Source organism: Sphingomonas sp. Root241 (assembly GCF_001428865.1).
Classification (GTDB): Bacteria; Pseudomonadota; Alphaproteobacteria; order Sphingomonadales; family Sphingomonadaceae; genus Sphingomonas.
In genome coordinates this window covers 45,201-58,744 of the sequence record NZ_LMIV01000004.1, presented here as the reverse complement: position 1 = coordinate 58,744, position 13,544 = coordinate 45,201, and the positions used below count along the sequence as shown (strand labels likewise).

At 66.1% G+C, this 13,544-nt stretch carries 9 protein-coding genes; all 9 read right to left on the bottom strand.

Annotated elements, in window-relative coordinates; genetic code table 11:
- Positions 1-32: 32 nt before the first annotated feature.
- The 9 genes from ASE13_RS17505 to ASE13_RS20310 all read right to left on the bottom strand — a co-directional run bounded on the left by ASE13_RS17505 (position 33) and on the right by ASE13_RS20310 (position 13,413).
- Positions 33-1,457: a sulfatase gene (locus ASE13_RS17505; protein ID WP_235537037.1), complete on the bottom strand. Its 1,425-nt coding sequence runs from the start codon at positions 1,455-1,457 to the stop codon at positions 33-35.
- 29 nt (positions 1,458-1,486) lie between these two features.
- The gene (locus ASE13_RS17500) at positions 1,487-4,546 is read right to left on the bottom strand and encodes a TonB-dependent receptor (protein ID WP_056619225.1); all 3,060 of its coding nucleotides are present in this window, start codon (positions 4,544-4,546) and stop codon (positions 1,487-1,489) included.
- 81 nt (positions 4,547-4,627) lie between these two features.
- The gene (locus tag ASE13_RS17495) at positions 4,628-5,596 is read right to left on the bottom strand and encodes a FecR family protein (RefSeq protein WP_056619222.1); all 969 of its coding nucleotides are present in this window, start codon (positions 5,594-5,596) and stop codon (positions 4,628-4,630) included.
- Entirely contained in the window at positions 5,580-6,152 is a 573-nt protein-coding gene (locus ASE13_RS17490; protein WP_235537036.1) for an RNA polymerase sigma factor, read from the bottom strand. The genes ASE13_RS17495 and ASE13_RS17490 overlap by 17 nt, the downstream gene beginning before the upstream one ends.
- Positions 6,153-6,335: 183 nt before the next feature.
- Positions 6,336-8,831, bottom strand: coding sequence for a TonB-dependent receptor domain-containing protein (locus ASE13_RS17485; RefSeq protein WP_056619219.1), 2,496 nt, complete (start codon positions 8,829-8,831; stop codon positions 6,336-6,338).
- Between the two features lie 205 nt (positions 8,832-9,036).
- The gene (locus ASE13_RS17480) at positions 9,037-11,451 is read right to left on the bottom strand and encodes a TonB-dependent receptor domain-containing protein (protein WP_235537035.1); all 2,415 of its coding nucleotides are present in this window, start codon (positions 11,449-11,451) and stop codon (positions 9,037-9,039) included.
- Complete coding sequence (locus ASE13_RS17475; RefSeq protein ID WP_162254713.1) at positions 11,435-12,364, bottom strand: FecR family protein; 930 nt, start codon at positions 12,362-12,364, stop codon at positions 11,435-11,437. Before ASE13_RS17475 ends, ASE13_RS17480 begins: the two co-directional genes overlap by 17 nt.
- A gap of 33 nt (positions 12,365-12,397) precedes the next feature.
- The gene (locus ASE13_RS17470) at positions 12,398-12,913 is read right to left on the bottom strand and encodes an RNA polymerase sigma factor (RefSeq protein ID WP_056619212.1); all 516 of its coding nucleotides are present in this window, start codon (positions 12,911-12,913) and stop codon (positions 12,398-12,400) included.
- 86 nt (positions 12,914-12,999) lie between these two features.
- On the bottom strand, positions 13,000-13,413 hold the full coding sequence (locus ASE13_RS20310; RefSeq protein ID WP_235537034.1) for a M23 family metallopeptidase: 414 nt from the start codon (positions 13,411-13,413) through the stop codon (positions 13,000-13,002).
- Positions 13,414-13,544 lie beyond the last annotated feature (131 nt).

Here is a 13,544-nt window from a genome sequence, read left to right as displayed (position 1 = left end):
TCCTCGCACGCTCCGGTGGCGCTGTCTAACCACTACTGCGGCTTCGGGTCCGGGTCCGGCTCGCCATAAAGCGAGCCTTCCTCGAAATGCGGCTTCCCTTCCACTGGATGGTCGTCGTGCTGCTCGGCACGCCATGCCGCGAGCCGGAATCGCAGCGACTTCAGCACGTCTGCATGCCGGGGATCGGCGGCGAGATTGTGCTTCTCGTCGGGATCCACCGAGAGGTCGTAGAGCTCTTCCTTCGGGCGACGATAATAAGCGTCGACGATTGCCTTCGCGGCCGGATCGCCCTTTGCGGCCTCACGCCAGGAGGGGAAATATTTCCCCGAATCCACACGCTTCACCCACTGGTCGATATGCGTCGTATAGACATATTCGGGATGGAGATTGCTGATATACTTCCAGCGATCGGTTCGCACGCTGCGCATCGGATAGACGTTGATGCTGCCGTCGTTGTTGTGCGTCGTGTAGATCTCGCTGCGGCCCTTGTCGGTCTCGCCGCGGAGCACCGGCGCGAATGTCTTGCCGTCGATTCCAGCAGGCGCCTTGCCCCCCGCCACGTCGACCAGGGTCGGCAGGATGTCGATCCAGCTGACCATCGCATCGGTCCGCGTGCCGGGCCGGATATGGCCGCCCCAGCGCGCGATCGTCGGCACGCGAATGCCGGTGTCGTAGAGGTTCCACTTGCCGAACGGCCATTGCGCGCCGTGATCGGACGAGAACAGCACGAACGTGTCCTTGCCCAGGACCTGATCGACGGCCTCGAGCGTGTTGCCCACTTCCTTGTCGAGCTTCGACACCGCCGCGTAGTAGCGTGCCCGCGCATCGCGCGTCGTCGGCGTGTCCACTGTCTTCGGCGGCAGCGAGATCGCCGCCGGATCATAACCCTCGGCACTTTCCGGCCAGGGCACGTGCGGCCAGTTGCTGCCGACGAAGATCGCCAGCGGCCTCTTGTCCTTGCGCGCCTTGAGCCAGCCGATCGCCGAGGCGACGCCGTCGGGATCGTGGAACGTGTCGTGCTCGAAATGATCGAAGCCGTACATGCCCGTCTGCTTGTAATGCGAGACCTTGCCGAACGCGACGACCTCATAGCCGAGCGCCTGCAGATACGAAGGCAGCTTGCGGACATCCGCGCGCGGCGGCTTCTGGTTGGCCTCGGCGCCGTTGCGCGCGGGCATCAGCCCGGTGAGCAAGGCCGCGCGGCTCGGCGCGCACGCCGGCGAGGCGACGAAGGCCCGATCGAACACCATCCCGTCTTGCGCCAGCCTGGCGATATTCGGCGCCCGCACATTCCTGTCGCCCCACGGCGTCAGATCGTTGCCGAGATCGTCGGCGAGGAACACCACCAGATTGGGCCGGGCCGGCGCCTCGGCCGGCTGCGCCTTGGCACTGGTCTGCGCGATCGTCATCAGCGAGGCAGCGGCGATCACCGACCGCAGGACATATCCAGGCTTCATCGCATTCTCCTTGCGCGACACAGACATGCTCAGAACCGCACCCGCGCACCGATCGTGTAGGTGGTCTCGTCGCCATAGACCTTGCTGTTCAGCCACGACGCGCCGCGATACTGCTTCGTCTCGTTGCGCAGCACGTTCGTCCCGCCGATGTCGAAGCGCAGCGCATCGGTCACATCGAGCCCGACGCTGAAATCGAGCCGGCCCGCCGGGCGGATCCAGCTGAGCAGCGTCGGCAGATACGGGTCCGTCACCGGGCGATCCGGATCATGGGGGCGCAGCTGGACACCGCCGCTATTGTCCTCGTTCCAGTATTTCGAGCGATAGGTATAGACGACGCGTGCGCTCAATTTGCCGCGATCGTAGAGCCCGCCGATCGTGAAGTTGTACTTCGAGACGCCCTGGAGCGAATTGCCAGCGAGCAGATCACTGCCGCCGATCTCCGAGTCCGCGATAGTGAACGCACCGAGGATACCGAGGCCGGCGAGATTCCCCGGCAGGAAATCGAAGAAATATTGGGCGCTGGTCTCGATGCCCTTGAGCTCGGCCTCGCCGACGTTGCGCGGGCGCGAGATCAGGAAGTTGATGCCGTCGATCGTCTCCTGGCTCGACGCGTTGACGACGCGATCCTTGATCCGGCGATAATAGCTGGTGATTGCGATGAAACCGCTCTTGAAATAATATTCGAGCGTCGCGTCCACGCTGTCGGAACGCTGCGGCCGCAGCTCGGCATTGCCCGCGGACCCGGTGCTGAGCTGAAAGGGATTGACCGTGATCGCGAGTGACTGGGTCGGGTTCAGGTCGCCGAACTCCGGTCGCCGGATGCTCCGCGAATAGGCCAGTCTGGCCTGGAACCCGCCGGGGAATTTGAGCCGCGCGGTCGCGGTCGGCAGCACGTCGGTATCGGAGGTGCCGACGTCGACCGGCACAGACGCGCTCGACACGCTCCGGAAGGTACTGATGTCGCGATCGGTCTTGATCACGCGCACGCCGACCACGCCGTCGAGGGTGACGTGCCCGAGCGACACTTCGTAAGTGCCCTGGACGTACGAGGCGAGCGTGGTCTCCTTCGCGTCGAACTGGCGCGTGGGGTTCCAGTCAGGCTGGCGCAGCGGCAGGTTCAACAGCCTGCGCAACTCGCTCCGCCCGGTTTCCGAGCGAAGATAGGACGGCGCGATGCCGACGAAGCTCGTCCCGCCATTCACGCGCGGCAGCTCGCCGATGATGCCGATGATGTTCGGCGACAGCGGCAGCGACGAGATCAGCCGCGCCGTCGCTTCGGTCCCGGTGCCGATATTGCCGTAGGGGATCGGCGTGGTGGACTGGACGTCGCGCTGCACCGCCTCGCGCCGCGCGAAGCGGATGCCGACCTCCACCTTTTTGAGCAGGCCGCCGACCTCGTAATCGCCGTCCGCGCGCGCCTGAAATAGCGAGCCGTCGGCGTCAGTGAAATTCTGGTTGAACGCGTTTCGCAGCGACAAATTGGCGCTGCTCATCGGCACGCCCGCGGGCACGGTGACGCGTGGGCCGCCGTCGACATCGGTCTCGAGCAGCATCGTCGCGACGCGCTGCCCCGCCTCGAGGTTCACATTCTCGCGCAGGCTGTTCGACGTCTGGTAACCGAAATCGAGCACGACATTGGCGCGGTCCTGCTCCCAGCGCAGCCCGCCGGCGATCTGCTTTGCCTCCTGGGTGAAGCGCAGCGAGGACGAGTTCTGGTTGATCACGATATTGTTGAACTGGACGCTTTTCACGCCGCACATCCGCTGGAGGGTGAAGGCCTGGAGGATTGACCTGCCCTGCGCATCGACGCTGATCGTCGGGTTGGTGCCGTTGGCGTTGACGCGCGCGTCGAAGCAATTGTCGCTGGCGACGACATTGCGCATCGTCGTGCCGCTGGTGAAGGGCTGCGGATTGAACCCGGTGAAGCCAGCGGTCGTCTGGAAATAGGTGTAGAAACCATCGACATAGACCTGGAGCGACGGGCTCACCTGCCACTGGATCGCGCCATTGACCTGTTTGCGCGTCACCTCGCCGACATCCGGCATATTCTGGATGACCTGCGGGATCAGATAGCCCGGCGTGTTGAGCGGCGCGACGCCCGAGCTGCGACGCATGTCCATGAACGCCGTCGTCCGCATCGAATCGGCGTGCGACCAGGTGCCGTTGACCAGCACGCCGATCTCGCCGATTCCGGTATCGAACCGGTCGGTGGCGAGCAGGCTGAGCGCGGGGTTCGCCTTGCCCACGCGCGACGCGTAAGTCTGCCGCGCGCTCCCTACCAGCGCCGGCTTCTTGAAGTTGAACGGCTTGTTGAGCTTGAGATCGATGCCGCCCGCGACGCCGCCTTCGATTTGGTCGGCGGTCTGCGACTTGAACACCTCGACCCGCGCCAGGGCTTCGGCGGGCATGTCGACCAGGCTGAAGCCGCGGCCGGTAGTGGTGAACACTTCGCGCCCGTCGACCGTGGTCATGATGTCGGCGAGGCCGCGGATGCGCACGCCCGAAAGCTCGTTGTTGCTGTCGTTCTGGACCTGGATGCCCGGCACGCGCTGGAGCGCGGCGGCGGTGGTCGGATCGGGGAACTTGCCGATATCCTGCGCGACGATCGCGTCGACGACCTGAACCGCGCCTTCCTTGATCTTCGCGGCACGCTCGAGCGACTGGCGGACGCCGGTGACGACGATCTCCTGCTCGGGCTCAGCCGCTTCCTCCATTTGCACATTCGCCGGCGCGGCAGGTGAAGCGTCCTGGCCGGGCGACGGCCGCGGACGTACCGGCGTCGCCGAGGCGACGACCCGCCGCGGCGCTTCCCCGCGCTTGAGGACGATCTTCGAACCGTTGACAATCGGAACCAGGTCGGTCCCCGCCAGCAGCAGACGCAGGGCCTTCGAAACCTCCATGCTGCCGCGCACGCGATTGACGAGGACGCCGTCGACGATCGGGCCGGATACGAGGATCTCGACTCCCGCCTGGCGCGCGAAAATCGGGATTCCGGAACTGGCGGGCTGTTGGGCGACGTCGAACTGGCGGACCTGCGCAGTCGCGAACGACGCGGTCGCCGAGCAGCAGATTATGGCCGACGTGGCCAATAGATGATGGTGCGCGCGCAAGCTTCCTTCCCCCTCATGCGATGACGCCTTGTTGGCGCTCTCCCTTCCACGAGTGGTCGTTCACGGGTTTCCGTCATCATTTATCTTATTTTTCCGCGCCAGCCGGATCTCGTCGGAGGTGACGGACACGTCCAGGTCCAGCGACTCGCCAAGCATCGATGCAAAATTCTCCGGCTTGTCGAGCTTGAACAGGCCGACGAGCTTCTCCTCCGCCAGGCTCTGGTCCGTCAGCACGATCTGCTTCCGGTTGTAGCGGTTGAACGAGGCGACGGCCTCGGAGAGGCTATCGTTCTCGAGCGCGATCTCGCCGTTCCGCCATGCCAGCGCGCGCTCGATCTCGCCAGGGGCCGATCCGATGGTCGGTGCCGCGCCCGCCGTCTTGAAGTTCGCGAACTGGCCGGCTTCCAATATGGTCATCATTCCCGAAGAATCGGACGGCCAGACCGCCACGACGCCCTCGGTGACGGCAACCTGCACGCCGTCCCTCCCCCGAACCACCGAAAACGCAGTCCCCACCGCGCGCGCCTGCGCGATGCCGGCATCGACGACGAAGGGCCGCGTCCGATCCTTGGCGACCTGGAACCATGCCTGCCCGCGCGCGAGATCGACACGACGGCTGTCGCCGGCCAGCACGATCCGCAGGTCGCTGTCCGAATTGATCGTCGCGACCGAGCCGTCGGCAAGGGGAAGCCGGCGTATCTCGCCTCGCGCAGTCGTGATGTGCTGCCCTATCAGCCGAGGCCATCCGAGGACGACGCTCGCCGCCGCCGCCGCGGTCAGCCCGACGCCTCCGCCCAACAGCCATCGCCGCGTTGGCCGATACGCGTCCTCGGCATGGACCGGCTCATCGGTGTCGGCTTCCGCGGCAAGCGCAGTCTCGATTGCGCTCAGGCCCGCCATCGCCCGCAGCAATGCCCCGCCATGGCGTTCGTCCTGCGAGAGCCAATCGTCGAGTTGCGCCTGTTCGTCGCGGCGCAGCGGGTGCCGCACCGCCCATTCGGCGGCCTGCTGCTCAATGCGATCTTGCACGCGAGCCTCCAGCCTGGTGGGGTGAAATGCCTTCCGGCTCCGGTTCGGTCATGCCTCGCAGCACGGCCCGCAAGCTTCGGCTGGCGTCGTTCTCCACGACGGCTTCAGTCACGCCGAGCGCTTCCGCGATCTCCTTCTGGCTCAGCCCTTCGACCTTGCGCATGATGAAGATCCGGCGAGCGCGATCGGAAAGCGTTTCGAGAGCGGACTGGAGGCGGCCGAGATCCTGCCGCGCCTCGACGATCCGGTCGGGAGAGAGGAAATCCACGCCGCCTTGCCCGTCGCGCATGTCGGACAAGGCTTCCAGCCGGACGACCGAGGCGCGCTTGCGGTGCTCCAGCGCGATGTTGCGCGCGACCGCGAACAGGTAAGCGCGGGGCTCGGCGATGCGCGAAACGTCGGTCAACCGGGCAAGCCGACAATAGCATTCCTGCACGATATCCTCCACCTCCGCCGCGGCCACGAAGCGCCGCCGCAGCCAGATGCGCAGATCGCGTTCGTGGGGAAGGATCTCGGCTCCCACCCATTTCGCCAGGTCTTCCCGCCCCTTGATCATCCTTCTCCCTGCCGGACACGAGTGCGACGCGCCGGTTTTCCGTCACGGGATGCGGAATTTCTGCACGCCAGTCCGCCAGCCGGCCGACGCCTCTTAGCGCGCCGGCACCGAAAGCCGATGCTTCAGGCCCCTGACTCGAGCGCGCGGCGCGTGACCCTTTCGGGGCACACGCCGCGCGCTCGATCAGAAATTGTACCGGAGCGAGGCGGAGACGGTGCGGCCATTGATGGCGCGGCCGGAACCGAGGCCGTTCGCCGGCACCGTACTCTGCGAGATCTCGAAGAACCCGGTGGTATTGAACAGATTGGCCGCGTTCACCATGAGCTGCACGCGATCGGCGGGGCGGAACTGGACGAAACCGTTCACCACGGTGAAGCCCGGCATCTTCAGCAGATTGCTGTCCTGCGCATAGCTGCTGGTGATGCCGATCACGTTGGCACCGACCGTGAACTGGCCGGTTTCGAACTGCGGCGTAGCTTGCAGGGTCCACGCCGGCTGGTGACGCGGCTCCTTCCCGGTCAGGGTCGGATCGAGCTTGTCCTCGGTGATCTTCGCCTTGGTGTAGGTGGCGCCGGCAGTGAGGCTGAACGGACCATGGCGGTAACCGCCCTCCAGCTCGAGACCATAAGCGCGATAGGCCCGGATGGTCTGGTTCGCCGAGCCGTTGAGCACGTTGTGATCGTCTGCATGCGCGAGGAAGGCGGTGGCGTTCAGCGTCGCGCCCGCCTTGCGGAACTTCATGCCGCCTTCGAGCTGCCGCACCTCGTCATATTTGTCCTGGTCGCTGGCGCTGCCGTCCACGGTACTGACCACCGGCGTGAACAGGATCTTGTCCGCATTGGCGCGGGCACCGCGGCTGTAGCGGGCGAAGAACGAGAGCGGTTCGGCAATGCGATAGTTCACGCCCGCCGAGTAGCTGAGATAGGCGTAATCATAGTTCACCGGTGCCGGCTGGGAGAGCGGCAAATAGGCGACGCTGCGCTCGGGCGCGGTCAGCACGCCATCGCCGGTCATATCGTAGGAGATCAGACCCACACGGCCCCCGCCCAGGTCCGCGCCGAACAGCGAGCCGCGCACGCGGCCGATATCGTAGCGCAGGCTGCCGCCGATCGCGATCTTGCCGACATGATAGTTGATCGAGCCGTAAGGCGCCGTGATGTCGTACTTGACGTCGAAAATGCGACGGAACTTGCTGGTGCGACCACGCCCATAAGCATAATAGCCGCCATTGGTCTGCGGGACGCCTGCGGCGCTCGTCACGTTCACCATGGCGGTCTCGGCGTCGCCGGCGACATCGGCGACGAAGGACGAGTGCAGCCATTCGGAACGCAGCTTCTGGATCGCCTTGTAGACGCCGCCGGTGACGGTGAGATTGCCGCCTCCGACCCGGGCGATGCGGGTCGCGCGGAAATCGTTGGTGAAGTTGTTGAGATTGCGGGCCCGCGTCTCGGCCATGTAATAGAGCGCGAGCAGGCCGTTGCCATTGGCGTTCGCGGGGACGATCTGCCCCGCATTGGGACCGGTCGCGTAGGTCGCCCTCGCGCCGGCGCCGGCAAGCGAGGCGGAAAAGGCCGCAACGGTGTCGGCGGTGTTGGGGAACACGCGAAGGAAATCGCCCGAACTCGCCGAGTAGCGGGCGCGGTTGGTGAAGGTCCAGCCGCCGAACTCGAACTGCGCCTCGAGCCCGACGGACTTGGAGACCGGATGCATGCCGTTCGCGAGCGCGAAGCGGGCCAATTCGTTCTTCCCGTCGAGCGTTACGACCGGGCCGATATGCGGCGAGAGTACCGAATCCTTGCGGATGTCGAAGTTCGGCAGGTTGGCGATCACGGGATCGTCATTGGTGCCGGTCAGGCTGAAGAAATAGGGCGCGAAAGTCGGCGAGCGATCATCCAGATATTTGCCGTGCAGGCGGATATAGCCGTTTGCGAACTGCTTCGTGATGTTCAGCTTGATCTGGCCACCCTTGTAGCCGGTGAAGCCGATGTCGCGCGGGCCCTCTCCCCAGCGATAGAAGCCGCCGACATGGAAACGCACGCTGTCGCTCAGCTTCGCGCCGTAATCCATGTCGAAGCGGTTCTCGCCATAATCGAGTCCCTTGGTGAACTGGGCGGCGCCGCCTTCGACCTCGCCGGTCTTCGAGATGAGATTGATGAGGCCGCCGGGCGAATTCGACGCGAAAGTCGAAGCCGAGCCACCGCGGATCGTCTCGATCTGCGCCAGATTGAAATCGGCGCGTGAGAACACGTCGGCAGCGAAGTTGAAGAAGTCGCCGAACTCGACGACGGGGAGGCCATCCTCCTGGATCTGCATATATTTGGAGCCGCCCGCCGCGAGAGGCAGGCCGCGCACCGTGTAGTTCGCATTGCCTTCGCCGATGCCGGATTCGACGCGGAGGCCGGGCATCGCCCGCAGGATGTCGGCCAGCGGCCGCGGTCCGAGCTTTTCGGCCTCGCTGCCCTTGAGTGCACTGGTCGACGTTGCGCTGTCGAGCCGATCGCGTCCTTTGGCGACGCCCGTCGAGAACACTTCCTGCGCAGGAGCATGCGATGTCTTATCATCGCGTGGCACGGAATCATCGCTATTCGTCGCCGGCAAGGTTTCGCCGGATACTTGAGCCACGGCCGGCTGCACACTTGCGATTGCCGAAAATGCGAGCAAAAAATAGCGCAATTTCACGATTCCACCCCGTCAATTCTTTACGATCCCGCCCTGTTTTCAAATTATAGGCGGGGGAGCGAGGTGCGGCTTCTTTCCTGGAAATATTTCAGAAATCTCCCGGCAACATCGCAGCCACCCCCGGACATTCGGATGGCCTGATCGGCCGGTGCGGATTCAGGACTTGAGGCAGGAGGCACTCGCAGAAGTATCGACCCACTCGGCGTCAGAACCCCAGGTCGAAGCCCAGCCTTATGCTCCGCGGCCGCAGCGGTGTGGTCTGGTCGCGGTCCCGCACCAGGAAGGGGGAGCCGAGCGCGAAGCGATTGCCGCGCGAGTCGAGCAGATTGGTGAGCGCGAGGCTCACCCCGCGCTTCGTCTCGCCGATGCGCACCTCGAAGCCGGTATCGACATAATCGCCCTGCAGCCGCCCGAGGATCGGCCCGATCCCCAGCGTCGACTTGCCGACATAGCGGGCATAGCCGTTCGCAACGAGATCCAGCCCGTCGCCGAGCGACCGGGTGTAGGCGATGCCGATCCTGCCGGTGGCATCCGCCACGTTAGGCAGGCGTTGCATCTCCGTCGTCGCAGCGAGATCTTCCGCCGGCAACGCCACCAGGGCGCGTTCGGTGACCTTGCTGTTGTTGAGATAGAGGGCCGCGTCCAACTCCAGCCCCGCGACCGGGCGCCAACGCGAGACCATGCCGATCGAGAAGACGCGGCCATCGCCGGCATTGGCGGTGGTCGGAAAACCGAAGCCGTCGATCAGATCGGCCTGGATGTCGGTCCAATGCGTCGCCGAAGCACTGAGTGCGAGATCGAGCGCCGGACTGCGATAGCGCGCGCCCGCCTCCAGCGTCGAGACGCGGTCGCCGGCGAAGCGCTGAATGAACTCGCGGCGAACGGCAATGCCGCCGGGCCGGAAGCCCTGCTGGTAGCGCGCGAACAATGTCAGCCGGTTCCCCGCGCGATATGCCGCGGCGATCGACGGCAGGAGGCGCGTCTCGGAACGCGAGGCGCGCGCACCGGGATCGACCCGAAAGGCGAGCAACTCGGCCACGTCCTCCGAGCTTCCCGAGAGTCGCGCATGCGTGAGCCTGCCGCCGAACGTCAGCGTGAGTCGATCGAGCGGCTCGATTGTCCCCTCGCCATAGAGCGTCGCTTCCTCGACCTGATTGGCGACGCCGGTAAGCGGTATATCGAAGGGGGACACTTCCATGCGACGATTGGTCTGCGCCCGATTGTGCAGCAGGCTCGCCGCGACGAGCCAGCCTGTCCCGTGGACGCCGCGACGGGCGAGCCGCACTTCGCCGGTCACCATCGAGATACGGTTGGCCTGCGAATAGGCCGCAGTGGAGGCACTGACGGTCGGGCGGACCGTGGGATCGGCCACATCGGCGAGCGCCGGTCCTTCGAACCGCTCGAACACATATTGCCCGGCATAGCCGAGCGACGATGTCAGCTCGAGCGCGCCCCAATCCTTGCGCGCGACCAGGTCGACCAGCCAGTAATCGTTACGGAACGGCTGGGCGATGCCGCTCGCCCGATCGAGCTCGCCGACGCCGCGCTCGGCATATTGGCTGTCGTCGCCGTCGATGCGCTGCCCCACGGCATTGAGGTCGACCGTCCAGTCGTCGCCCGGATCGACACGTAGGCCCGCGCGTCCGCCAAAGGTGCGGACCCGGTTGACGTCTTCGAGCCCGCGCTGGACGTCGTCGATATAGCCGCCCTCCACCGATCCGAAGGCGAGCGCCCGCAGGCCGATCACGTCCTCCTTCAGCGGGATATTGAGGATCGCGCCGCCGTCGACGCCGGGCTGGCCGTGCTGGACTGCCATCGCCCCGCCCCAGGCCGCGCCTTCGAAGTTTCGCAGATCGGGCGAACGCGGCACGACGCGCACCACGCCTCCCAGCGATCCGGCCCCGTAGAGCGTGCCTTGCGGCCCTTCCAGCACCTCCACGCTCTGCACGTCGTAGAGCCGAAGATTGGGATCGGGCGCGCTGTACGTGATCCGGCTGTTCCCCCAATATTGGCCGACGGTCGACTGGGTCGGGCCGACAAAGCTCGAATCCGCGATGCCACGGATGAAGAGCTTGTTGCGGCCGGGGCCGAGATGAGTCGAAGCCACGCTGGCGATCCGCGCCTCGATGGCCTCGGTACCGCGCAGGCCCTCGGCCGCGGAAAGCGCGGATCCGTCTACGATCTGGACCCCGCCCGGATAGGCGCCGAGCGGAATATCGCGCTTGGTGGCGGTGACTACGATCTCTTCCGCGGGCGGCGCGGTTTCCGCCTGTACCGTCGGCTTCGGTGCCGGACGTGGACGCCTGACGACCGCGGGTGCGGTAAAGCGTTCGATGAGATAGGTTGCCGGCGCGACCCGCCGCGCGCGAACGGCCGTCCCGAGCAGCATCCGCTCGAGCGCCTGCGAGGCAGTGAACCGCCCCCGCACCGGGCGCACCGGGGTGCTCGCCAGCTGCGTATCGCGAAAGCCGATGCTGGCCCCCGTCTGGCGGCTCAGCAGCTTGATCGCCGCATCGAGCCGCGATGTACCGATGTCGACCTCGGCCGCTCGCTCCTGCGCAAGCGCGGGAGACGTCCCCATCAAGCAGATCAGGGCGAGCGGGCTAGCGGGGCGGACCATGGGCCGGGGACATCGTCCATCCTTCCCCAGTTGCAATGAATTTGACGTCGAGCAGCGGTTCCGCGCGCGCCAGCACTTCCTCCGGCGTGCCCTGCAGCATCAGCGTCCCGGTGAAGGAAATCCGCTCGGCGCCCCGTGTGGTCCGCACCGGCTTGCCCAGGCTGCGCGTCAGGTCGCGCGCCACCTCTTCGAGCGAAGGCTCGTCATATTGCAGCTCGCCGGACGCCCAGCTGCCGATCGCCTGCGCCTTCGCCCGGCCGAGCACCGGCTTCGCGCCCCTGCCTGAACGCCGCAACGTATCGCCGGGAGCGAGCCGCACTTCGTTTGCGCCCGGTTCGTAGATCACCGCGCCTTCCGCAACGCCGACTTCGAGCGCGTCGCCTTCCCGCACCACGTTGAAGATCGTCCCCGCATCGACGAGCCGGGCTCCGCCCGACAGCACGACGAAGGGATCGCTCGCATCGTGCCGGACCTCGAACCGCGCCTCACCCTGCTCCAGCACCACTTGCCGCGGTGTATCGGGATCGATCGTGACTCGCGTCGATCCGTTGAGCGCAAGCTTCGATCCGTCGGCCAGATCGATCGTGCGATGCTCGCCCGGCGCGGTCGCGATATGCTGCGCCGGCGCATCGCGATCGAGCACCGCCCAGCCGCTGACCACCGCAATAGCTGCCGCAGCGGCCGCGCCGGCGGGAAGCCACCAGTTCCGCCGCGGCGGCGCCTCGACCGGCGCCGACGCGAGCAGCTCGGCTCCCCAGGCGCCGTCGGCAAGCGCCGTCTCATAGGCACCCAGATGCGCCGGATCGCGCTCGAGCCATTCGGTGAAGCCGTCCCAGTCGGCGAACGCCGGATCCTGGACGCGAATCGCCCAGAGCCGAGCGGCCTCCGCGAGTTCCAGCTGCTGTGCGCTCATCGCCATGATGTCCCTATGACGGAGCGGAGGCGATCATTCCGCATCGAATTGCGCCCTCAATTGCGCGAGCGCGCGATACGCCTTCTGCAGATCCTTCTCGACAGAGCTCAAACTGACCCCCAGCTCGCGGGCGATCGCCGCCTGGCCGAGCCCGTCGAGCCGACATTTGCAGAACACGAGCTCGACTCGCGGCCCCAACGCCGCAAGCGTCGAATGGACTTCGCGCAGGCGTTCGCGGGCGATGAGCGATCGCTCGCTGGTGGGTGCTTCTTCGCTGGGCACGCTGGTCTCGTGCCAGTCCTGGTGCCGCCGATCTCGGCTCACCATCGAGCGGCGACGGTCGCGGACCAGATTCTCGGCCGCGCGGAACAGATAGGAAAGCGGATCCGCGATCGGCTGGGCCGGCGCGGCCGCGACGCGCTGCCACAGATCGTGCAGCGCGTCCTCGGCATCGTCGCTCAACCCGCGCGCGGCGAGGAAGCGGAGCAGCCGGCCGCGTTCGTTCAGGATAACGCGCTGGAGCCCGCTGATCTCGTCGTCGCGGTTCATCGAACGCGGCACGATATGAGCCGCTGACGGCCTGAAATGTTCGGGACGCGAAGACCGGCCTGCTGCAAAGGAGATTCCATAGCGGTTCAGAAGGCGCGTCCTTGCGATTGTCCGGCGCGCGCCCGGGCGAAGGCCGAGATATGGGGCGTATCCGCCTTGATCCAAGCCTTGACCGGTTGCGGGGTCGAGACGCCCAGATACGCCAGCGGATCGACCGCACGGCCGCCGACACGCACTTCGAAATGGAGATGGCTGCCGGTCGAGCGCCCCGTCGATCCCATCAGCGCGACGGGTTGCCCCTGCTCGACGCGCGTCCCCGGGCGCACGAGGATTCTCGACAGATGAGCATAGCGCGTGGCCAGCGCGCCATCATGATCGATCTCGACCATTTCGCCGTAACTCCCCGCAGCGCCGGCGAAGCGTACGACGCCGGGTGCGGATGCCAGCACCGGAGTCCCCATGCGGCCGGGTATGTCGACGCCGTAGTGGATTGCAGCCACCCGCCGGAACGGATCCCCTCGCCTTCCGAAACGCGAGGACAGGCGAGGAAGGGTTACGCGCGGTTCCGGCACATCCCGAGGTTCCGCCTCGACCTGCGGCTCCGGGACGGGCGCGGGCATATCGGCATCGC